Raw genomic sequence first — 22,158 nt, forward strand, 5'->3', positions numbered from 1 at the left:
TTTTGATGGGAGCGTTGAAAGCACTTATTTTGAATGCGACATTGAAAAGTTCTGAGGAGGAATCGAATACGGAGGCCCTTGCGAAGAAGGTCTGCCAAATTTTTGACAACGAAAATGTGGTAACAGAAATCATTAGATTAACGGATTACACAATTCCCTACGGAATGAGTCCTGATATGGGCGATGGTGATGAGTGGCCGCAACTGTTTGAAAAGGTAAAGGCGGCGGATATTCTTATTATCGGGACACCGCTTTGGCTTGGGGAAAAAAGTAGTATTGCAACGCTTGCCATTGAGAGATTGTATGGAAGCAGCGGAGAGACCAATGAGGAAGGACAAGCCATTTATTACAATAAAGTGGGTGGCGTCGTTGTGACAGGTAATGAGGACGGAGCAAAGCATGCTGCCGCTTCCATTCTATATGGATTATCGCATATGGGGTTTGCCATCCCTCCAAATGTCGATACATATTGGGTTGGCGAAGCAGGACCTGGTCCATCTTATATTGCCGCCGGGCAAACGAATGATTTCACCAAAAAGCATGTTGAAATGCTTGCTTATAATACAATCCATCTAGCCAGAATGCTGAAAGAACATCCGATTCCGGCACAAGGGAATTTGCTTGAAAGCTGAAGCATAGCTCCTAAGATGAAAATACGGTGATTAGCAAAATAATATGAAAACCGGACATACAAAAACCTCACACTGCTGTGAGGTTTTTCACGGATCCTATTCTCGATTGACAGGCATTGAACAACACCTGAAAGAGCCGCCGGATTTAATGATTTCATCGAATTCGACTTCGATGACTTCAAAACCATGTGCACGGATTTGAGCGTTGACTTGTTTGTTTTGTGGAAGACTGAACACTTTTTTGTCGCCAATGGAAAGGACATTTGTGCCCATTGTGAATTGTTCTTCTTCGGAAACGTCAATCAGTTTATAGTTTTCTGCAAGATAGTCAATAATTCTCTGGTCAAATGCTTCTCTGAAAATCAGCGCGACTTCAGGTGAAAGGATATTAAATACGCAATCGAGATGTAAATACTTCTCATTAAAAGGGACAGGGATAATCGTGTAATCCGGTAGATCCACCTTTAGTTTCTCAGCGGCCTCAATCGAAGTTCGACTGCTAATACCGACAAACAGCGTGCCGCGATCTACAATGACATCGCCGCCTTCAACTTGACTCGTAGTGGTTTGGAACGAAATATCTTTATCGTCCAGCCATTCCTCGAGTGCTTCTTCTTCCCCTTTGCGTATATCACTTGCCATTTCTGCTACAAAAATATCTTCACCCACAGTAAAACCGATATCTCGGGTAAAAACTTGCTCTGGAAACTTTTCGGATGAAGGCAATTTAATGACTTCCACTCCATGCGCTTTAAGGAGTTTTTCAAATTCATTATGCTGTTTCATCGCTAATTCAATATTTATATTTTCATCTTCATACTTTCTTTGTACGTCATTGATGACTTCTTCAATAGCCATAAATTTCGGCTGACATAGGATGACACGGAGAAGCGTATCATATTCAGTATTGCATTGAGTTGTCGCGGTATTTTCCATAGGGGAATTCATCATCGTTCCTCCAATTGATTTTTTCATTTTCTATATTTTCGTCTTCTATACGTTTCCCTAATGCTTCGTTTTCAAACATTTTTTGTTTAATTTCTGTAACTTGAGGGAAGATGAAAGATTAAAGAATTAGTAGATTGGGGGAGAAACAATGATTCAGTTAGATAATGCTTTATTGACAAAAGAGGATTTTGCGGAGCGAACGGATTTACCTGATTGGTTGTTGAAAGAATACCAAACATTCCATGAAACGGTGACAGACAAATCGTTTCCTTGTTATTTCGGTATGGGTGGAGAGTTAAAGGGTGAATTGCGTTATGGATATGTGACACAAGACGACTGGTCCAACTTGCCAGCGACTTTAAAGGCATTTTTAGCACTATTCGAGAACCCCGAGCATAAGCGACATGGTCTATTCGTTTTTGTAGAACCGTTTAAAAATGAAGGCTCTTTAGAAGATTACCGGATGCAGTTCTGGGAAATATTACAGTATTTGCATGGGGCAGATGACATTGAATGGCCTGCTGATAGTCCCCGAGATCCTGCGCACCACTTATGGGATTTTCGTTTCGACGGTGAACCAATTTTTGTTTTTGGCAATGCACCAGCTTATAAGCAACGGAAAACGCGAGATCTTGGCAATGCGATGGTGCTCGGTTTCCAGCCGCGGCGAATCTTCGAAGGGCTGAAAGGAACAGAAAAGGGCGGTGTGATGTCGCGTGAAAAGGTACGCGAACGCGTAGAAGTTTGGGACCAGCTTCCGAAACACCCCGACATCAGTCATTTTGGAGATCCGGAGCATAATGAATGGAAACAGTTTTTCATTGGCGATGACGTGGAACCGATTCAAGGTAAATGTCCGTTTTCACATAAGGAGATGCAGTAAATCCCATACAAACCTAAAAAACCTCACACTTCTGTGAGGTTTTTTATTTTCTGCAATTATTTCCCGAATACTGTCCATTTCCCGGGAAATAGCTCGAATTATTTCCCGTTCATTTCCCTTCCATTTCCGCCATCCCATAGTACAGATTCATTTCAGATTCGGGCACCATACTACCGCCTGTTCCCCACACGAGATGAGTTGTGTTTAAGGAATTTGCGCCTGGAATATTCTTGTTAATGACTTGTATCGGGCCAGTCATCCCCGCAAGTGCAGATGGTTCAAGTCGAATGCTTTCTGTATCTGCAAGTAGCTTCAATAACTTGAACATTGTTCCGTCTGCTATTGTGTAACAGCCAGCTAGTAAAGGTTCCATCGTTTTTCCGACAAAACCAGATGCTGTGCCAACCGCAAGTCCGTCAGCGGCTGTTTTATTGTCGAGCCCGAAGTCTTGAACGGAAACATTATCGTGAAGACCGGTCATCATGCCAAGCATCATACACGGGGAATGTGTTGGCTCTGCAAAGAAACAACTCACTGCGTCACCGAAAGCGAGCTTCAATCCAAACGCTACACCTCCAGGTCCTCCACCAACACCGCATGGCAGGTAAACGTAAAGTGGGTTGTCTTCAGTAACGATTGTACCTCGAGCTCTCAACTGGTCTGCAACACGTTCTCCTGCCACTGCATAACCTAAGAACAGATCGAGCGAATTTTCATCATCTACAAAATGACATAAAGGATCTGCATCTGCCTGACGACGTCCTTCTTCAACAGCTTTGCTATAGTCGTCCGCGTATTCAACGACCGTTACACCCTTTTCACGCAGCATGTCTTTCTTCCACTGCTTTGCATCTGCAGACATATGAACTGTGACATTGAAACCTAGTTTAGCGCTCATGATGCCGATACTGAGACCTAGATTTCCCGTTGATCCAACAGCAATTTTATGTTTGGCAAACAAGTTACCGAATTCAGGTTCTGCAAATTTACTGTAGTCGTCCTCTGTTGTTATCAATCCATGTTCAATCGCAAGTGTTTCGGCATGTTTTAGTATTTCATAAATACCACCACGTGCTTTGATAGAACCTGAAATGGGAAGTGCATTGTCTTCTTTCAGGAGTAGCTCCCCCATAATTGTTGTTCCGTATGCATTGGAAAGTGCATCTTTCATATTAGGTATGGCGGTAATCGGCGATTCAATAATGCCATCAGATGCTTTGGTTTCCGGAAAAACGAGCTCGATGTACGGTGCAAAACGCTTTAGACGATCAGATGCGTCTTTCACGTCTGCTGCTGTCACGCCTGTTTTCACAAGGCCTGTTGTTGACGATTCGATTAAGGGATTGAGCCACAATACTTCTTCTCGTGCCGCCATCTGCTCGATGAGCGGTAATTTTGCTATCCATTCATTGACTTGTGTTTTATCCATCATGTTTATCGCCTCTTTTTTTCAATTTTGTAACAACAGTATATCATGATGTGCCAGTTAAAATCGCCAAACAAATAGCCCTTCCATAGGCGGTAGGGCTACTCTTGTTTATTGTTTCGGAGTGTGGAGTGTGGAGTGTAGATCGCTTGGCGCTTTGGGGATGCCTCTGGCCATGAGCCTGGATTGGCGCTACGCATCCAGTCTCAAGGCTTCGGCTACCCCTTTGCCGCGCCTGCGCTGGGGTTTTCCATAATTGAGGGAGTTGTGATTTTGAGATGTATGAACTGAGGCTATAAAGTGATTACTATTTGATACTAATTGCATTGAAGAAAGACGCACTATATGCAAATCTCATCCCCAATAACGAAATGCACCTTCTCAAATTGACTATCCAGCGAAGGCGCGTCTTCGTGGTAGCCGAAGCGATAAGACTGAAAGTGGTTTTCTTTCCGGCTTATCGCGGGAGGCATCCACAAAGCGTCGAAGCGGTATTGGTGGGTTCTCTGGCTCATTCCCCATTATTCCACCACAAATCTCTCAATAAGTTCTCTTGTTAGATCGAATCTTGGGGTCGTCGTATCTTCACCATCTGCTTCAACATCCATGACGACCGAGATAATTCGTCGCCCGTCAAATACGCCAGTGCTGACAAAGCAGGATCCAGCTTGATCTGTGTAACCAGTTTTCAATCCATCAATCCCTGGCATTGCTTGTGGCATACCCGCCAACATTAAATTTGTACTCCACAATGTAGTTCCGTTACTTGTTTTAAAACTCGTCATCTTTGTAAAATCAAGCACCTCAGGATGTTTGGCAATCAGCTTTTGTGCAATGACTGCAACATCACGGGCAGATGCACGATTCGTTTGTTCAGGTCCTTTGCCAATGTAATCGCCATCCAGGCCGCTCGCATTGAAGAACGTTGTCTCTTTCAATCTGAAACTGTTGGCTTGTTCATTCATCAATTCAACAAACGCTTCTTCGGTTCCACTAACCATTTCGGCTAGCGCCATCGCAGCATCGTTCGCAGAGTTTACAGTCATGGCAGTAAACAGTTCTTTCAATGAATACGTATTGCCTTCAGTCATCCCAAGTTTGACCGCTGCGGATTTCCCCATGACTTTTTGAATTGCTTCACTTGGATTGTATGTACTATCCCATGACAGCGTGCCGCTATTGACGGCGTTTAGGACAAGATACTGTGTCATCATTTTGGACATGCTTGCGATTGGTAACGATTCTGCACTATTTTCACCATAAATCACTTTCCCCGTTTCGGCATCCATTAGAATGATTGCTTTCGCAACAACATTTAACTCTACTATTTCAGGGGTTGCTTCCTTCGTTTGTAACAAAACCGTTACGCTTAGTATAATTACCGCTAGTATAAAAAATAATTTCTTCATCTTTTCCCGCCTTTTCAGTCGATAGGTTTCATTACCTTAATATTGAACCCTAATCATGAAGATTCTCTTAGCGTGATTATGAAGATTTCCTTAAGTTTCTCTATACATGCCATCTATAGGAATCGACCGATTAGCCATACCACAACTAAAACCGCACCAAATCCAAACCAAATTAGCGCAAGTAGTTTCTCCCTTTTCTTTTTATCTTCCATATTTTTCGTTAAAAATCGTACAAAGAATTCTAACGCGATTGCCAATACAATTAGTAGTATCCACCGCATTTCTAGTCCCTCTTTTCTAAGTGGTTATCTCAATACGTTAATCCTACCATTTTACACTTCAAAAGAATGTTCCATTTACAGTTCTATTTCCTAAATGAGTCGATTCAACAGCACACACCACCCCCGTCCGTTGCGAATATGCTACTAGAACAACTCAGGTAATGGCGGTGCTTCAAATGAAACTAACAACGATACTTGCAGGCCCTATTTTGCGAAGAGTTGAAGCCGATTCGGTTACAATTTGGATCGCAACAAGCCAGCCTTTTGATATTGACGCTTCTGTTTATGCTATCTCTGCTGAGGCTAAGCTTCCTACAAAGACGCGCACCTCTTCCATTCGAGCTGGGCAACAACTTTTCATTTACCTCGTGCAAGTAAACGGAAACTTCCCGGTAGATACGTTGCTCGGGTATGACCTGTTTTTCCATAATGGAATAGATTCTTACACCTTTGGAAGCCTCGGTTTAACTTCAGCCAATAAAGAGCAATCCATCACTTACGGTGATCTTGCTTATCCCTCATTGTTCATCCCCGCCGGTAAAACCTCGAACTTCCTCTATGCATTATGTAGAAAGTTACACGGGAAAGGCGAAGATGCACTTGCGGCAGGGGATGAACTTATAAAGAATACCCAGCAAGACTTGGAGAAACGACCAAGCGCTCTGTTCCTTCTCGGCGATCAAATCTATGCGGATGATGTAGCAGATCCTTTGTTCCCAGTTATCCAGACAGTTGCAGGGAGCTTAAATAGACAAGAAGATTTAACACAGCTGGACAGCCGACTTGCCGATAAACCATTCAGTACATCATCCGTGCAAGTCAACGGCAGGCAAAGCGGAGACCTTCTCCAAACAATCGGAGCGCTTCATCAGGCACAAAGATTACTTGCGAATGTACCTACGTATAAGATTTTTGATGACCACGATGGAACGGACGATTGGGATTTATCAACCAATTGGCATGATCGTGTAGCACAATCACCTATAGAGAAACATGTGATATCTAAAGGATTGTTCGCTACTTAAGCTTTTCAAGGTTGGGGCAATGAACCATAGCGGTTCGCGGAGGAGTACCTACTGTCGATGGGTAATCATGTCGACGGGTTTGTTGCCGATACACCTGTGTATGAAGAGTGGACGATGAGAAAATTTCATTTGAAAGATTGGAGTGACATCTACTTAGTTTGATTGACCACCCTATAAAAAAACTCCGCCGACAAAAAATAGTTGGCGGAGTTTTCCCATTTACAACTTTGTTCGTACATCCCATAGCTCTGGGAAGAACTGGTGGTCGAGAACAGCCTTTAAGTAATTGACACCCGACGAACCGCCCGTCCCCATTTTAAAACCAATGATTCGTTCAACGGTTTTCATATGACGGAAACGCCACTGCTGATGGCTGTCTTCGATATCGACTAGCTTCTCCGCCAGCTGATATAAATCCCAGTGATCATCTACATTGCGATAGACTTCAAGCCACGCAGCAGCTACCGACGGATCCCCTTTGTACGTAACAGAGAAATCGCGATCGAGTAGTTCTGGATTAATGGCGAAGCCGGCTCTCGCAAGCGCACGTATCGCTACATCATAAATACCCGGCGCACGGAAAGCCGTCTCAAGGCGACTCACAAGTTCAGTATCTTTCTCGTAAATCTTCAAAATATGCGATTGTTTGTAACCGAGGGCAAACTCGATAAGCCTATTCTGGTAGGACTGGAAACCCGATGCACGCCCCAAACTGTCCCGGAATTCCATGTATTCAGCAGGCGTCAACGTCGACAATACATCCCATGCCTGAATAATTTGCGTCTGAATTTTTGATACGCGTGCCAGCATTTTAAACGCTTCCGGCAGTTCGTCTTTTTCAATCAATTCAATACCTGTGTTGAGTTCATGCAAAATCAGCTTCATCCACAGTTCGCTCACTTGGTGGATAACGATGAACAGCATCTCATCATGATGGCCGGACAAGCGTTGCTGGCTCGACAGCAATGTATCCAGATTCAAATACTCCCCATATGTCATCGTATCTTTGAAATCTGTGTGAATTCCTTTTTCCGTCATAACGGTTGTCGACTCCCCTCGATTGCACGCAGCACAGCACGAACAGGACTGCCGTCACCTTCTTTTATGGGAAGTGGCAAGGCAATCAGATCATAATCGCCAGCATTCACTTTACTGAGGTCAATGTTTTCCAAAATCATGACACCGTTGTCATTAAGCGCATGATGCGCACTGACTGTCTTGCTTGTTTCCGGGTCAACAGATGGCGTATCCACACCAATAAGTCGAACGCCTCGCTCTTTTAATAGCGGACCAATATCTGTCCGTAAATACGTAAAAGTCTCTGGGAACACGTTCGGGTCAGGACGGCTTCCTGTTTTCAATAAAATCCGTTCAGCCCCGCCGAAATCAATGCCTTCCAGTTCTGCACGACCAATGCTTTCTTTTCCTGAAACATCCACAACACGTGCACGTCCGATGAATAAATCAATCGGTAAATCAAGCACTTTAAATCCATTATCGTCAAAATGAAATGGCGCGTCGATATGTGTTCCCATATGCGTACTGGTAGATAGTTTCCCAATATTGACGGATCCTGTTTCATTCTTTGAGTACTCGACCTCGTAAGAAAACGGCGTGTCGCCCGGCCATTCGGCAATCTCATTATGCAATGGTTGTGAAATATCAATCCATTTCCCAGTCATGCGACAACACCCCTTTTGTTCTCAAACTTTTCATAGCGTTTTTCATCCATAATCACTTTTAACTTTTGAATCGTATGCCAAACGTCTTCGAAAGAATTGTATAGTGCGACCGGCGCAAGTCGAATGCCATTTGGCGCACGGAAATCTGGAATAACACCGGCTTCTTTCAACGCTTTACAAATGCGCGCCGCCTCAGCGTGTTCCAATAAGATATGCCCCCCACGCGTATCGTCAATTGGATTTCCAATGACGAAACCATGCGCAGACAGTTCTTGTTGAATGAGTTTCAGCATATAATCCGTAAGTTGAAGCGATTTTTCGCGGATACGTTTAATGCCTATTTCGTCAAACAGTTCAAGCGCACCAATAACCGGCGCCAGACTAAGTACATGCGGCGTCCCGATTTGATAGGTCGCGGCATCCATCGCTGGATCCATTGTATGATTCATATCGAATTGCGATTCCTTTTTCGAACCAAACCATCCTGCTAATCCAGGCGCTTTACCGAAGTGCTTGTCATGAACGAACAATCCTGCAACCGAACCAGGTCCCCCATTCAAATGCTTATACGTACACCAAAATGCGAAATCCGCTCCCCAGTCATGCAATTCATGTTCAACCGAACCAATCGAATGGCATAAATCAAAACCAATCGGGATGCCTCTTGCGTTCGCCGCCTTTACGAGTTTTTCCATGTCTAGGATTTGTCCGCTTCTGTACAAGACAGCCGGTAGGACAATGAGTGCAATGTCATCTGTCATCGCTTCGATAATATCGTCTTCACGCAAAAATCTGCCATCCTCACTCTTCACTTGGACAAGGTGTTCGGCAGGGTCATATCCTTTAAGCAGGAGTTGGCTTTTCAATGCATATATGTCTGATGGGAAGTTGAGTTCATCCGCGAGAATTTTTGTTCTCGTTCCGGAAGGTTTGTAAAATGTGGCAGCCAACTGATGCAAATTTGTCGTTGTAGAACCGGTTGCAATCACTTCATTGCTCAATCCGCCTACAAGTGGTGCCATTTTCTCCCCAACCGACTCAGACAAATAAAACCAAGGATTGTCCCCTTCCGTCCATCCATCGATGCCCAACTTTCTCCAAGAATCCAGTAAGTCATGCAGCGTGCGCTCCGCCCTTTTCGACAACAAACCGAGTGAATTACCATCCATGTAGATGGTGTTTTTGAGTAAATAAAATTCACTTTTGTAATGAGCCAAACCGTCTTTATCGTCAAGCCCCCGTGCATATTCGACTCCAAACATGTTCGTTTCCCCCTTGTGAGAAGTTTCCGTTATTAGTGAAAGTGTAACATATTGGGTGGGGTGTGTAATGAGGGGATAGTGTTGGGGGTTTGGGCGGTTTGCTGTGGGGTTCGGGCGGTATACTTCGGTTTTTGGGCGGTCTCCAATAAAAAACAAAAAAACCGACATCGCTGCCGGCCTCCTTCTTCATATGTATCCACTTACTTAAACCAGCCCTTGTCTTTAAATCGAGAAATGGCTTCTATCCGGTTACCGACGTCGAGTTTATCCAAAATTGCAGAAATGTAATTTCGTACTGTACCCGGCGTTAAAAATAGATCCCCTGCGATTTCTTTCGTTGTCTTGCCGTCTGCGATGAGTTTAAGAACTTGGGTTTCACGTTCCGTCAGCGGGTTTTCAGTTTCGTCCCCATCGCCGTAAGCGATGTCGACGAGTTCCGGCGCGTAAATCCGTCTGCCGTCCATGATTGTCCGAATTGAATTGACGAGCTCCTCAATCGGACTATCCTTTAATAAATAGCCGCGCACACCCGCTTTTCGAGCACGTTCAAAATAGCCGGCTCTGGCAAACGTCGTTAGGATAATGATTTTACATGGCTCACTTTTTAAAGCTTCGGCGGCGTCGAGTCCCGTCATTACAGGCATTTCAATGTCCATAATACAGACATCTGGCTGGTGCTCCCGTACGAGGGCAACTGCTTCTTGTCCGTTTTTTGCTTTGCCGACCACTTCCATATCATCTTCCATATTCAACAAGGATCCAAGCGCTCCAAGCATCATCCCTTGGTCTTCCGCTATGACAATACGTATCACGTCAATCACTCTCCATAATATGTTGTATGACTGCAGGAACACGAATCGATAATTTCGTTCCTTCGCCACCCTCCACTCGAAGGCTTCCGTTGACAAACTCAAGTCGTTCGCGCATTCCAGTCAAACCATTACCAGGCGAGGTTTCTCCGCCTCTCGTGATGCCAATTCCATCGTCTGCTACATTGATAACGAATTCATTTGGCAATTGTTCAAACGATACACAGCACGTCTTTCCGAAACTATGTTTCACGACATTGGTCACCGCTTCTTTCAAGCACATGCTCAATACACTTTCAACAATTGCAGGAATGTTGGTGAATGAGGGGTTGCCCTCGATTGTGTAATCCATTTCGGCCGCCTTCAACATCTGCTCAATGCGAATCACTTCATCTTCAAGCTTCATCGACCGCATGCCCGCCACTAACTCACGGACTTCTTTCAATGCTGTACTTGCAGTCTGCCTGATATCCCGCAGTTCTCTTTCAGCCGCTCTCGGATCACGAGATACCAGCTTTCCGGCCAAATCACTTTTCAATCCAATCAGCGATAGCTTCTGACCGAGTGTATCGTGCAAATCACGGGAAATTCGTTCGCGCTCCTCCAGGATAATCAGCTCTGAAATGCGTTCGTTCGCATTTTCTAATTGATCAACAAGATTTTCACGTTTATTGCGGTTGTAAAGATTAAATGGCAACAACACTGTACCAATTACGCAAATGAGGATGAAATGGATTTGCGAGATGAACAATTCAATTTCGATGAAGAATCCTATGACAATCGCAAAAATTGTAATCGCAATATGTAACCCGTAAATAACAAAAAAGCCAATTGGATTTTTTATATTACCAATGAAAAATGCAGTGAAAATGGACAAATAAACATAACCGAATAACAGCGTCATCGCAACGTTAATCACAATTTCAAAACTGATCCACATATAAACGAGTCCGCTCTTCGATTTGAATGAAAACATGTAGGACAGGAAAAATAATAATAACAACGAAATGCCAATCGTTATTTCAAGTGGAGAAGATGATCTAAAGATGAAAAAGAACGGAAGAAAACAAAATACAACCCAAGCGTAAATACTGACCCATGGATTTTTCGGGAAGATACTATACCAACTTTGCATACCGTTCGTTCACCGTCCTGTCTATACTTACCATTGTACCAAATTTCCGGATAAAAAAAACAGCCATCCTCTAAAGAGATGACTGCTTTCGCTATTATTTCTGGTCGAAACTTGTGCGTTTCGGTTTCAGATCAATAGAAGGACTTGCTGATTTAATCATATGCTTTACGTCTTTAAATGCGATAAATCTTTTCTTCTCAGGATCATACAACCGGTATCGGATTGACGAAATACTTTCTTTGATTGTAATCGTTGTTGCCACATGAAGAGGTGGTGTCGATTCATGTGCCATTTCCAAGTTGTAATTGGGAACACGCGGTGACAAGTGATGGACGTGATGGAAACCAATATTTCCTGTAGCCCACTGTAACACACGTGGCAACTTGTAGTATGAACTGCCGTCGATAGCAGCTTTCACATAATCCCACTCAGATTCCTCTTCGAAATACGAGTCTTCAAACGTGTGTTGAATGTAGAACAACCAGATTCCAAGTGCTCCTGCGACGAACATAATTGTTCCTTGAATAAGGAGGAATGCCTGCCAGCCAACAAGTAAAATCATGCCTGTGTAAATGACAACAAGTGCTGCGTTCGTCAAATACGTATTGTTACGCTCTTTCCTACGTGCGTCTTTGCGGTTGAAACGGCTTGAGATAAGTACAAGGAAAAGCGGTCCAAAACCGAACATGACGATTGGATTACGGTATAACCGGTAACCAAAACGATGCCATTTTGACGCTTCTACATACTCTTCAACTGTCATGACCCAAATGTCACCCGTCCCGCGCTTGTCGAGATTCGAGCTTGTTGCATGATGGATTGAGTGTTCACGTTTCCACTTTTCATAAGCAAACAGTGTAAGGATGCCGGTAATGGTACCGACGATATCATTTGTTTTTTTGTTTTTGAAGAATGAACCATGCGTGCAATCATGGAAGATGATAAACGTCCGAATGACGAAACCTGATGCAATCACAGAAAGTCCAAGTGTTAGCCAGATCGAAACCGACAAACTCTGGTATGCCAAGAACCATAGGATTAGCAATGGTGGGACTGTATTGATAAGTTGTATAATACTTTTCTTTTTATCTGACTTCGCAAAAGGGGCAACGTCTTTGTGTAACTGCTTTGTTTTTTCTTTAGACATGTTGAGTGATCCTCCTTCAATCTGATGTACTTTTTCTGATTCACTATCTTGAATCTAATGATAAAGAAATATCCGACTTTACAGAAGGCATAGATGTCATGATTATCGATATGACAAGTGTCACTTGTTGTGAATTAATTCACAAGGATAGATTTCCTTCCTATTTCTGAATCATCGGCACAAAACTTGCATGTATTTATAGGTGTAAAGATTTTTTTCACCTATAAATACAAAAAGAGGAGCGTTAACTACATGAAAATTGGAAACGAAAAACAGATTGTTACAGATAACCATCATGGCACTCTTGTCGAAGATCCTTTCAGATGGTTGGAAGACGATAAGAGTATTGAAACAAAAAACTTTGATGAGCAACAAACAGCCAACACACAAGCCTATTTCAAAACAATTCCCGAAAGAAAAGAACTAAAAGAAAGACTATCCCGACATTGGAATTACGAAAAGTACTTTGTTCCTCAAAAAGAAGGGGACTATTACTACTACCAAAAAAATGATGGCCTGCAAAATCAACCTGTATTTTATCGTTCGAAGTCACTGTTAGATTCCTCACCCGAAGTTGTAATCGATCCAAACGCACTAAATCCGGCTGGAACAACAGCTTTAACACACATCTCTTTCAATAAAGAAGGAACAATAATGGCTTATGCTCTTTCAGATAACGGTAGCGACTGGCAAGAAATAAGTATCCGTGACATGGAAAATGGCGTGGAGTATCCCGAAAAGATTTCACGTTGTAAATTCAGCAGTCTTGCCTGGGTTGAAAACAGCACAGGCTTCTATTACAGCCGCTATCCGAAACTTGGTGATGTGGACGCTGTCGATGAAAGTAACTATAACCGACTTTATTTCCACGTTGTGGGTACTCCGGAATCTGAGGATAGACTCATCCATGAAAGACCCGATGACAAGGAGCTGGCATTTGGCGCTATCGTCTCAGATGACTATAACTATCTTTTACTCGAGTCATGGAAAGGGACTGAAAACAAAAGCCGGCTGTATTATCGACCTATCGATAGTAGCGAGGATTTCATCCCTCTAGCCGCTACCGGAGATGCCTATTATTCATTCATTGGAAATAAGGGCACTACTTTTTATATTTATACAAATAAAGATGCAGCTAACGGAAAAATAGTTGCCATTGATATTAATCGTTTGGAAGAAAAATACTGGATAGAAATTATTCCTGAACAAGAGGGTGTCATGTCCTTTACAAAAATAGTAGATGACCAATTAGTAATAACGTATCTGCACCACGCCAAGGATTTGATCAAGTTATATGATCTTTCTGGAGCGCTTAGCACTAAACTAGATCTCCCTGATACAATTACGGTGACGAATATTACGACAAATAAAAAACAAAAAGAAATGTTTATCAGTTACACTTCCTATTTAAGCCCGACTACTGTTGTGAGGTTTGATTTTGAAACGAATCGGCTTGAAACAATATTTTCCTCACAAGTTGCGTTAGACAGTTCTGCTTATGTAACGAAACAAATTTTTTATCCTTCGACGGACGGGACGAATATCCCCATGTTCATTACGCATAAAAAAGACCTTAAGTTAACGGGAGATAACCCTGTACTATTATATGGGTATGGTGGTTTCAACATCAGTATAACGCCTGCCTACTCTGCGTCCAATGCGATGTTTATCGAGGATGGTGGCATCTATGCGGTTGCTAACATCAGAGGTGGTGGCGAGTACGGTGAGGATTGGCACCAAGCTGGTACTTTTGAAAGGAAACAACAAGTCTTCGATGATTTCATCGCTGCAGCTGAATGGTTAATCGGCAATGATTATACGAATCCTGCTAAATTGGCGATAATGGGTGGTAGTAATGGTGGCTTGCTAGTTTCAGTATGCATGAACCAGCGACCTGATTTATTTAACACGGTCATTTGCCAAGTACCTGTAACTGACATGCTTAGGTATCAACATTTCACTGTGGGACGCTTTTGGACATCTGAATTTGGGAATGCGGAAAAAAATCCGGAACACTTTAAAACAATCTATGCCTATTCTCCACTTCATAATATTTTACCCAATCAAAAATACCCGGCAACACTAATCACAACTGCAGATACAGACGACCGTGTTGTCCCGCTCCATTCGAAAAAATATGCGGCAACTTTGCAAGAATCTCAAGTTGGTGAAGCACCTATTCTCCTTAGAATCGAAAAAGACGCTGGACACGGTCTTGGTAAACCGACCGTGAAAATTATCGAAGAACATACCGATATTTTTACGTTTCTTTATAAAGGCCTAGGCATGTTTTCTAAAAGTTAAACGGAGAAACAGAACTGCCCTCAAAATGGCTTGCATTTTGAGGGCAGTTCTGTTTAACTTCCTATTTCATTCACTTATTTTAGGATCAAACGCATCACGTAATCCGTCACCTACAAAGTTAAAAGAAAGAACAGTAATCAATATCATAAATCCTGGAAACAGCGGGTACCACCATGCCCCAAGCATGATTTGGGGATTTTGAGCGCTTTGTAACATATTCCCCCAACTTGGTATTGGCGGCTGAATACCGAGTCCAAGGTAACTAAGACCCGCTTCCGCTAAAATGACTCCCCCGATACCGAGTGTTGCCGAAACAATGATTGGCCCCATTGCATTAGGCAAAATGTGCGAAAAAATAATCCTAACATTTCTAATCCCCAAGGTTCTTGCCGCCAATACGAATTCAGCCGATCGAAGCGATAAGAATTCGCCACGCACTAAACGGGCGGTTCCCGTCCATCCAAATATTGCAAATACACCAATGAGTGTCATCACACTCGGTTCAAATATAGTCACAAGTGTGATTAGCAGAAACAGTGACGGAAATGATATAACGGCGTCTACAATCCGCATCAGAATCGCATCCAGCTTACCTCCATAATATCCGGCCACCGCACCAACTACCGTACCGATGAAAATTGAACCCACTATTGAAACAAAACCTACAAGTAGAGAAACTCTAGCTCCGTATAGCAATCGGCTCAACGTGTCACGACCCAGATTATCTGCACCTAAAATATACTTCTCACCTGGAGGGCTCAGTTTATCCATCAAAACTTGTTTACTCGGATCTTGTGGCGCTATCACTGGTGCAAAAATCGCGCAGGTGATAATAATAATCAACATAATTGCACCTACGACAGCTAGTTTATTCTTCATAAATTTACGTAACATGACTCTCCCAATAGATTCGTGTATATAATCCTGCATACCGTCTGCTAACAATGGGTCATTTACTGGTGGATTTAATCCTGGTGGTGTCACTTCTTTCCCCTCCTAATACTCAATTCGCGGATCGAATATGGCGTATAGTATATCTGCTAGTAAGTTGCCGATTACAACCAAAGTTGCTGCAATTACAACGACCGCCATAATTACCGGATAATCCCTTTGGAATGCGGCTTCAACGAATAGCAAACCAATTCCCGGCCAGGCAAAAATACTCTCAATTATGACAGATCCACCTATAAATGACGGCAACATTAATCCAATAATTGTAATAATCGGTATAAGTCCATTACGAAGTCCATGCTTGAAAATAACTGTCATATTTCGAAAACCATTTGCTTTTGCTGTACGAATATAGTCCTGTCGTAACACTTCTAACATACTGGAACGCGAGTATCTTGTTAATCCTGCCATGTCCGCTGTTGCAAGTACAAATGCAGGCAATATTAAGTGATGAATACGATCCCAAATACTAAAAGGTTCTCCAAGAGTAGAGACGCCGCCTGTCGGGAACCATCCCATGTGGACTGACATGAACATGATTAGGACAAGACCAATCCAGAAGTTAGGTGTTGCAATCCCAAAAAAAGAAACAAACGTAATTGAATAATCTGTCAATGAATTCCGTTTGGTAGCCGAGAAGACCCCGAGTGGGATTGAGATTAGAAAAGCAATGATTGTTGACACAAGCATTAAAATCAACGTATTTGGGAGCCTTGCCACAATCAAATCTTTAACAGGTACGCCTTGCCGAATCAGGGATTCTCCAAAGTTTCCTTGAGCCATGTTACCAAGCCATCTAAAATATTGCACAACTACGTTGTCATTTAACCCATAAGCTTCTTTATATTTCACTAGGTTTTCTTGCTTGATCATGGGATCCATCATTAACGCCGTGGGATCACCGGGTGCCATTTGCATCATGGCAAATGAAATGATAGTAATAATAAAAAGTAATGGAATAGCCATTAAAATTCTTCTTACTATATATGTAGTCATTTCCAGTCCGCTCCTTCATTTAAAATTTAGTTAACCGGGGCTTTCTGAATATCTAAAGAATACTGCACTGGAAATCGGTCCCATACGTAAAGATAAGAATTCACCCATTAGATTTGTTTTTTTAATAGTACGAACATCATCTGTCTATTTCACAGGTGATGTTCGCTATCAGTACAAGAAATCATTTTTAGTTATTCGATGTACCATTCATGTATTTTGTAGTACGTGTTCGCTGCATTGTATTTAGGTCCCTTAAGATTAGGTGCATTTGCTAAACTACCCGCTACATAATATAGGAATGTGTTTGGCTGATCCTCAGCAACAATTGCATCCGCTTCGGCAATGATTCTCTTTCTTTCGTCTAGATCGGAAATTTTCGTGTTCTCAGATAGCAGTTCGTCAACTTTCTTATTTGAATAGCCGTTGTAGTTCAAGCCGTTTTCAATTTCGGATGAATGCCAGAACCAAGTCGGATCCGGGTCACTACCGATAGACCAACCCGCTACAATAGCATCAAAGTTCCATAGTGGCGGACTTGTTTGTTCTACGTAGGCACTCCATTCTAGTACTTCTATCGAAACTTTAATGCCGATTTCGTTTAGTTGTTGTTGAACAACTTCTGCGATTTGCTGACGAACTTCATTTGCTGAAGTCGTTTTCAAAACAAATTCAAATTTCTTACCGTCTTTCTCTAACACACCGTCTGAATTTGGTTCCCATCCAGCTTCTTTCAATAATTCCTTTGCAACTTCGGGATCATATTCAAACTTCGGCATATCCGGGTTAAATGCCCAGTTCGCAGGGCTACCTGGTCCATCTGCAACAACTCCAGCTCCATCCAATAAAGCTTCTACGATTGAGACTTTATCAATTGCATGCGTTAATGCATGACGCACCTTTTTGTCCTGGAACAATTCATTTCTTAAGTTATATCCAATGTATTCAAATGCATTTGCAGGTCCAGAGCTTACTTCTATCTTCCCTTTTTCCTGTAGTTTGTTTGCTGTTTCAATATACTGAGGAGAAATACTCGTCAAATTAACATCGCCAACTTCCAACTGGGCCATTAGCGTATTCATATCAGGAACAATTTTGTAAATGATACCATCTAATTTAGGTGCTCCTAGGAAATAGTCATCGTTTGCTTCGAGCTCAATATACTCTCCCTCTTTCCATTCTTTAAATTTGAATGGACCTGTTCCAATCGGTTCTTTTGTATTGAACTTGTCCTTACCAAGGTCAGCAATAGGAACATCTCCAAGAATGTGTTTTGGCAGTACTTCAAATTGAGCTGTAATTGTTATGAATGGTGCGTACGGTTCAGAAAGAACAAACTCTACTGTGTAATCATCAATTTTATTTATTTCATCAATAATTTCAAATGCCAATCCACGTGGTCCGATGTAGCCTTCATCCAATGGAATGCCATAAGAAAATACAACGTCATCAGCCGTAAAGTCTTCTCCATCATGCCATTTTACATTTTCTCTTAAGTGGAAAGTCCACGTTAACCCGTCATCCGAGAACTCCCAACTTTCTGCCAGGTCTCCCTCAGGGTTAAAATCTTCGTTAACTGTTACTAATCCGCTAAACATAAATCCTTCAAGCGTTGAACTTGAAGTATCTGTGGAGTAATATGGGTTGAATAATGTCGGTGCAGCTGTCGTACCTAGTACTAATTTGCCACCTGACGCTTTTTCTGTTTCTGATTCTGATTGTTTACCGTCCTTTGTGTCACTCTTTTCTTTAACTTCTCCGTCCGAACATGCAGAAACTATAAGCATTAATACGAAGATAACTCCCAATATAAATCTATTTTTCAACATTCTTTTCTTCCCCCTTTATTTTCCTTTTAGCCGCAATACCAACAAATAATCCCTTTCCCCCCTCTGTAGAATAAAAATCTATTTACCCATTTATAGACTTGCATCATATAAATGACAGGCAACGAAATGATTTGGACGTGGCTCTTTGAGTTGTGGAATCATCGTTTCACAAACCTTCATTTTTGCCGGACATCTTGTATGGAACACACATCCCGTCGGCTGATTAACTGAACTCGGAATATCGCCTTTTAAAATAATTCTCTCCCTACTAGCAGAACCTCTACTTCGAATAATAGGTACGGCAGAAAGTAGTGCCTGTGTATATGGATGGAGCGGTTCAACATATAAATCATTTTTATCGGCTAGCTCGACGAGTTTTCCTAGATACATAACGCCTACTCGATCTGCAATATGCCTCACCACACTTAAATCATGTGATATGAAAATATAGGTCAGATTAAATTCAGACTGCAAATCCTCTAGAAGATTAATGATTTGCGCCTGTATGGATACATCTAATGCGGAAACAGCCTCATCTGCAATAATCAATTCCGGGTTTAACACCAAGGATCGAGCAATTCCAATCCTCTGACGCTGTCCCCCCGAGAATTCGTGTGGATAGTAATTAATGGATGAGGAATGTAAACCGACGACGTTTAGAAGCTCTTTTATTTTTTCATCCCGCTCTTTTTGATTTTTATATAGTCCGTGGGCTTTTAGCGGTTCATTTAACAGATTCCCCAATGACTTTCTAGGATTTAAAGAAGCATAAGGGTCTTGAAAAATCATTTGAATCTTTCTTCGGATTAATGGCCTTAATTCCTTTTCCGGCAAATTTGTAATGTCAATTCCTTCAAACAGTACGTTGCCGCCTGTTGGTTCGTATAATCTAATGAGAGCCCTACCCATCGTGGATTTACCACAGCCTGATTCTCCGACGATTCCAAGGGTCTCTCCTTTCCTTACATTAAAACTAATATCGTCGACAGCTTTCACATGGCCAACTGTACGTTGGATAATACCGGCCTTCACTGGGAAGTGCATTTTTATATTCCGTACTTCCAACAAGGTTTCTTCTATTACTCTATCTACTCTACTGCCAAGCACAGTTGGTTCTAATAAATTGGTCGAACCCATCATTCCGCCCCCACTTCATCATATAAAAAGCACCTGACAGATCTATATTCATCTACTTTTTTTAAAGCTGGCACTTCTTTGGTGCAACGGTCAAACACTTTGCTGCATCTAGCCGCAAACCTGCAGCCTGTTATGATTGATCCGGGAGCGGGAACATTTCCTTTAATAGCTCGAAGTCTTTCAATTTCTCCGTCTATTTTCGGTACCGAATCAATGAGTCCTACAGTATAGGGATGAAGAGGATTTCCAAACAAATCATCAATGTAAGCGATTTCAACAATCTGCCCTGCATACATAACAATGACTCTTTCCGCCAGTTCAGAAACAACACCAAGATCATGCGTGATCAAAAGAATAGACGTCGAAAATTGCACGCTTAACTTCTTCATCAGCTCGAGTACTTGCGCTTGAATCGTAACATCCAATGCAGTTGTCGGTTCATCCGCTATCAGTAACTTAGGATTACAAGACATGGCCATCGCTATCATCACCCGCTGTCTCATTCCGCCGGATAAGCGATGCGGATAATCTTTAAGCAACTTTTTAGGATCCGAAAAACCGACTAAATCCAGCATTTCTATCGCTTTTGTTTCTGCTTGTTTCTTTGTAAGTTTTAGATGATAGATAATAACACTCATCAATTGATCACCAATTGTTAGAACTGGATTTAAAGAAGTCATTGGTTCCTGGAAAATCATCGCAATGTCTTTCCCACGAACTTTATACATTTTCTTTTCGGGCAATTCTACTAGATTAACGCCGTCTAGCAGAATTTCACCATCAACTATCTTCCCCTCCGGTGACGGGACAAGACCCATAATTGACAATGAAGTCATACTTTTACCGCATCCAGACTCCCCAACAAGTGCTACAGTCTCGCCTTTTTTTATCTCAAAGTCAATTCCATCTACTGCCCGTACGACGCGTTTATTCTTTTTAAAGTGCGTTTTTAGACTTTTCACTTCCAACAAAGTTGACATTCATATCCACCCCACCGTTTTCAGCTTTCTTTTGGTGCTAATCTATATAACTTCATTGCAAGTTTCATGCCATTAATCAAACTATTTCAGTACTCAAAAGAATATCCCCACTGCGACTTAATGTCAGTGAGGATTTGGGTGTAAACAAATATTCAGGTTATTCTTTCTCTCAAACTTTTATTCATCAGATAGGTGTCTAAATAGTTAGAATAATGTAATTCAAGTGTATAGTAACTTATACTCTATTCACAACCTAATCAATTCTTTAGGAGACAGTGTCAAAATCTCAATACTATTTTCTTTAACCAAGATGTCATCTTCGATTCGAACACCACCAAGGTCAGGTATATAGATGCCTGGTTCAATCGTGACAATCATACCGGGCAGCAATTCTTCCGTTGAATTACTTGAGAAGAAAGGGTCCTCATGAATATCGAGTCCGATTCCATGTCCAAGACCGTGTCCAAAGTATTGACCATAGCCATTTCCATCTATATATTCCCTTGCGATAGCGTCTATTTCATTTGCTGTCATTCCTGCTTTGATTGTCTCTAGTGTAAGTTGTAGTGCATCATAAACAATCGTATATATTTCAACCAGTTTTGTATCAGGCGTTCCGACAGCAAGCGTTCTAGTCATGTCTGATCTGTAACCTTCGTACAATGCCCCATAATCAAGTGTCACCATATCCCCTGATTCAATCACTTTGTCACTCGCCACACCATGCGGGAGCGCACCACGATGTCCGGAAGCGACAATTAGAGAATGCGATGAATTTCCGCTTGCTCCCTGCTTTTTCATGAAGTGTTCCAACTCAATGGCAACATCCAACTCCGTTACGCCAGGCCGAATAATGCTTTGAATATGATTAAAGGCGGCATCTCCAATCTTGGCAGCTTTCCTGACCTTTTCAATTTCTGATTCAGTTTTCACTAAGCGAAGCTTTTCAACAACTTTTGTTGTGGGGACAAGATTTACATCGATTCCATTCTTTAATTCTGAATAGAAATTAAAATTCATATCTCCAGCTTCAAACCCCAGGTTTTTAATACCCAACTTGTTTACGTTTTGAATAATGTTGTCCATCAGGAATCGGGATGATTGGTGAATGTTTATTCCATAGCCTTTAATTTGTTCCTTTGCCTGCTTGTCATAGCGGAAGTCCGTTAAGAACAAAGCTTCAGTTTGGGTGATTAAAACAACGCCGGCACTTCCCGTGAATTCTGTTAAATAGCGACGATTCAATTCATTAGTGACAAGTAGTCCATCAACGCCAAACTCTTCAAATAATCTTCTAACTTGATTCAATTTATCCAACAATATCA

20 protein-coding genes are annotated in these 22,158 nt (G+C 42.1%); 4 read left to right on the top strand and 16 right to left on the bottom strand.

Annotated elements, in window-relative coordinates; genetic code table 11:
- Positions 1-5: 5 nt before the first annotated feature.
- Complete coding sequence (locus AC1TO4_RS07710) at positions 6-632, top strand: flavodoxin family protein (RefSeq protein ID WP_482104828.1); 627 nt, start codon at positions 6-8, stop codon at positions 630-632.
- A 96-nt stretch (positions 633-728) separates the two neighbouring features.
- Here AC1TO4_RS07710 and AC1TO4_RS07715 read toward each other — a convergent pair whose 3' ends face one another.
- Positions 729-1,580 carry a dimethylarginine dimethylaminohydrolase family protein gene (locus AC1TO4_RS07715; protein WP_482104829.1) on the bottom strand — a complete coding sequence of 284 codons (852 nt, stop codon included), beginning with the start codon at positions 1,578-1,580 and terminating at the stop codon, positions 729-731.
- A gap of 148 nt (positions 1,581-1,728) precedes the next feature.
- On the opposite strand from AC1TO4_RS07715, the gene AC1TO4_RS07720 reads away from it, so the two are divergent.
- Positions 1,729-2,463: a YqcI/YcgG family protein gene (locus tag AC1TO4_RS07720; protein ID WP_482104830.1), complete on the top strand. Its 735-nt coding sequence runs from the start codon at positions 1,729-1,731 to the stop codon at positions 2,461-2,463.
- Positions 2,464-2,572: 109 nt separating this feature from the next.
- Here the strand turns inward: AC1TO4_RS07720 and AC1TO4_RS07725 are convergent, their stop codons facing one another.
- The 3 genes from AC1TO4_RS07725 to AC1TO4_RS07735 all read right to left on the bottom strand — a co-directional run bounded on the left by AC1TO4_RS07725 (position 2,573) and on the right by AC1TO4_RS07735 (position 5,579).
- Positions 2,573-3,895 carry a D-serine ammonia-lyase gene (locus tag AC1TO4_RS07725; protein ID WP_482104831.1) on the bottom strand — a complete coding sequence of 441 codons (1,323 nt, stop codon included), beginning with the start codon at positions 3,893-3,895 and terminating at the stop codon, positions 2,573-2,575.
- A 515-nt stretch (positions 3,896-4,410) separates the two neighbouring features.
- A complete protein-coding gene (locus tag AC1TO4_RS07730; protein WP_482104832.1) occupies positions 4,411-5,298 on the bottom strand; it encodes a D-alanyl-D-alanine carboxypeptidase family protein in 888 nt (295 codons plus the stop codon).
- 113 nt (positions 5,299-5,411) lie between these two features.
- The gene (locus AC1TO4_RS07735; RefSeq protein ID WP_482104833.1) at positions 5,412-5,579 is read right to left on the bottom strand and encodes a hypothetical protein; all 168 of its coding nucleotides are present in this window, start codon (positions 5,577-5,579) and stop codon (positions 5,412-5,414) included.
- 176 nt (positions 5,580-5,755) lie between these two features.
- Between AC1TO4_RS07735 and AC1TO4_RS07740 the strand changes: the two genes are divergently transcribed.
- Positions 5,756-6,604 (top strand): hypothetical protein, encoded by an 849-nt coding sequence (locus AC1TO4_RS07740; RefSeq protein WP_482104834.1) that lies wholly within the window; start codon positions 5,756-5,758, stop codon positions 6,602-6,604.
- A 219-nt stretch (positions 6,605-6,823) separates the two neighbouring features.
- Here the strand turns inward: AC1TO4_RS07740 and kynA are convergent, their stop codons facing one another.
- The 6 genes from kynA to desA form a co-directional block, all read right to left on the bottom strand.
- On the bottom strand, positions 6,824-7,642 hold the full coding sequence (gene kynA, locus AC1TO4_RS07745; protein WP_482104835.1) for a tryptophan 2,3-dioxygenase: 819 nt from the start codon (positions 7,640-7,642) through the stop codon (positions 6,824-6,826).
- A complete protein-coding gene (gene kynB, locus AC1TO4_RS07750; RefSeq protein ID WP_482104836.1) occupies positions 7,639-8,286 on the bottom strand; it encodes an arylformamidase in 648 nt (215 codons plus the stop codon). Before kynB ends, kynA begins: the two co-directional genes overlap by 4 nt.
- Positions 8,283-9,548, bottom strand: coding sequence for a kynureninase (kynU, locus tag AC1TO4_RS07755; protein WP_482104837.1), 1,266 nt, complete (start codon positions 9,546-9,548; stop codon positions 8,283-8,285). Before kynU ends, kynB begins: the two co-directional genes overlap by 4 nt.
- Before the next feature lie 200 nt (positions 9,549-9,748).
- Positions 9,749-10,360 (bottom strand): response regulator transcription factor, encoded by a 612-nt coding sequence (locus AC1TO4_RS07760; protein ID WP_482104838.1) that lies wholly within the window; start codon positions 10,358-10,360, stop codon positions 9,749-9,751.
- Between the two features lies 1 nt (position 10,361).
- A complete protein-coding gene (locus AC1TO4_RS07765; protein ID WP_482104839.1) occupies positions 10,362-11,492 on the bottom strand; it encodes a sensor histidine kinase in 1,131 nt (376 codons plus the stop codon).
- 94 nt (positions 11,493-11,586) lie between these two features.
- Positions 11,587-12,639: a Delta(5) desaturase DesA gene (gene desA, locus AC1TO4_RS07770; protein WP_482104840.1), complete on the bottom strand. Its 1,053-nt coding sequence runs from the start codon at positions 12,637-12,639 to the stop codon at positions 11,587-11,589.
- A 252-nt stretch (positions 12,640-12,891) separates the two neighbouring features.
- On the opposite strand from desA, the gene AC1TO4_RS07775 reads away from it, so the two are divergent.
- Positions 12,892-14,943, top strand: coding sequence for a prolyl oligopeptidase family serine peptidase (locus AC1TO4_RS07775; RefSeq protein WP_482104841.1), 2,052 nt, complete (start codon positions 12,892-12,894; stop codon positions 14,941-14,943).
- Positions 14,944-15,009: 66 nt separating this feature from the next.
- On the opposite strand, the gene opp4C is transcribed toward AC1TO4_RS07775, so the two are convergent.
- From opp4C to AC1TO4_RS07805, 6 genes are all read right to left on the bottom strand, one after another.
- Positions 15,010-15,873 carry an oligopeptide ABC transporter permease gene (gene opp4C / locus AC1TO4_RS07780; RefSeq protein WP_482104932.1) on the bottom strand — a complete coding sequence of 288 codons (864 nt, stop codon included), beginning with the start codon at positions 15,871-15,873 and terminating at the stop codon, positions 15,010-15,012.
- Between the two features lie 66 nt (positions 15,874-15,939).
- Positions 15,940-16,890 carry an ABC transporter permease gene (locus AC1TO4_RS07785; protein ID WP_482104842.1) on the bottom strand — a complete coding sequence of 317 codons (951 nt, stop codon included), beginning with the start codon at positions 16,888-16,890 and terminating at the stop codon, positions 15,940-15,942.
- Positions 16,891-17,081: 191 nt separating this feature from the next.
- The gene (locus tag AC1TO4_RS07790; RefSeq protein WP_482104843.1) at positions 17,082-18,716 is read right to left on the bottom strand and encodes a peptide-binding protein; all 1,635 of its coding nucleotides are present in this window, start codon (positions 18,714-18,716) and stop codon (positions 17,082-17,084) included.
- Between the two features lie 90 nt (positions 18,717-18,806).
- Entirely contained in the window at positions 18,807-19,853 is a 1,047-nt protein-coding gene (locus AC1TO4_RS07795; protein ID WP_482104844.1) for an ABC transporter ATP-binding protein, read from the bottom strand.
- Positions 19,853-20,833 (bottom strand): ABC transporter ATP-binding protein, encoded by a 981-nt coding sequence (locus AC1TO4_RS07800; RefSeq protein ID WP_482101749.1) that lies wholly within the window; start codon positions 20,831-20,833, stop codon positions 19,853-19,855. Before AC1TO4_RS07800 ends, AC1TO4_RS07795 begins: the two co-directional genes overlap by 1 nt.
- A gap of 246 nt (positions 20,834-21,079) precedes the next feature.
- Entirely contained in the window at positions 21,080-22,150 is a 1,071-nt protein-coding gene (locus AC1TO4_RS07805; protein WP_482104933.1) for a M24 family metallopeptidase, read from the bottom strand.
- Positions 22,151-22,158 lie beyond the last annotated feature (8 nt).

It is taken from the genome of Sporosarcina sp. Y838, assembly GCF_056786515.1.

Bases quoted from the DNA above. Each gene is read 5' to 3' on its own strand.
- AC1TO4_RS07775 (WP_482104841.1), top strand. From the start codon at position 12,892: ATGAAAATTGGAAACGAAAAACAGATTGTTACAGATAACCATCATGGC.
- AC1TO4_RS07715 (WP_482104829.1), bottom strand. From the start codon at position 1,580: ATGAATTCCCCTATGGAAAATACCGCGACAACTCAATGCAATACTGAA.
- AC1TO4_RS07735 (WP_482104833.1), bottom strand. From the start codon at position 5,579: ATGCGGTGGATACTACTAATTGTATTGGCAATCGCGTTAGAATTCTTT.
- AC1TO4_RS07710 (WP_482104828.1), top strand. From the start codon at position 6: ATGGGAGCGTTGAAAGCACTTATTTTGAATGCGACATTGAAAAGTTCT.
- AC1TO4_RS07790 (WP_482104843.1), bottom strand. From the start codon at position 18,716: ATGTTGAAAAATAGATTTATATTGGGAGTTATCTTCGTATTAATGCTT.
- AC1TO4_RS07800 (WP_482101749.1), bottom strand. From the start codon at position 20,833: ATGTCAACTTTGTTGGAAGTGAAAAGTCTAAAAACGCACTTTAAAAAG.
- AC1TO4_RS07730 (WP_482104832.1), bottom strand. From the start codon at position 5,298: ATGAAGAAATTATTTTTTATACTAGCGGTAATTATACTAAGCGTAACG.
- AC1TO4_RS07740 (WP_482104834.1), top strand. From the start codon at position 5,756: ATGAAACTAACAACGATACTTGCAGGCCCTATTTTGCGAAGAGTTGAA.
- kynB (WP_482104836.1), bottom strand. From the start codon at position 8,286: ATGACTGGGAAATGGATTGATATTTCACAACCATTGCATAATGAGATT.
- AC1TO4_RS07725 (WP_482104831.1), bottom strand. From the start codon at position 3,895: ATGATGGATAAAACACAAGTCAATGAATGGATAGCAAAATTACCGCTC.
- kynU (WP_482104837.1), bottom strand. From the start codon at position 9,548: ATGTTTGGAGTCGAATATGCACGGGGGCTTGACGATAAAGACGGTTTG.
- kynA (WP_482104835.1), bottom strand. From the start codon at position 7,642: ATGACGGAAAAAGGAATTCACACAGATTTCAAAGATACGATGACATAT.
- AC1TO4_RS07785 (WP_482104842.1), bottom strand. From the start codon at position 16,890: ATGACTACATATATAGTAAGAAGAATTTTAATGGCTATTCCATTACTT.
- AC1TO4_RS07795 (WP_482104844.1), bottom strand. From the start codon at position 19,853: ATGGGTTCGACCAATTTATTAGAACCAACTGTGCTTGGCAGTAGAGTA.
- AC1TO4_RS07765 (WP_482104839.1), bottom strand. From the start codon at position 11,492: ATGCAAAGTTGGTATAGTATCTTCCCGAAAAATCCATGGGTCAGTATT.
- desA (WP_482104840.1), bottom strand. From the start codon at position 12,639: ATGTCTAAAGAAAAAACAAAGCAGTTACACAAAGACGTTGCCCCTTTT.
- AC1TO4_RS07720 (WP_482104830.1), top strand. From the start codon at position 1,729: ATGATTCAGTTAGATAATGCTTTATTGACAAAAGAGGATTTTGCGGAG.
- opp4C (WP_482104932.1), bottom strand. From the start codon at position 15,873: ATGCAGGATTATATACACGAATCTATTGGGAGAGTCATGTTACGTAAA.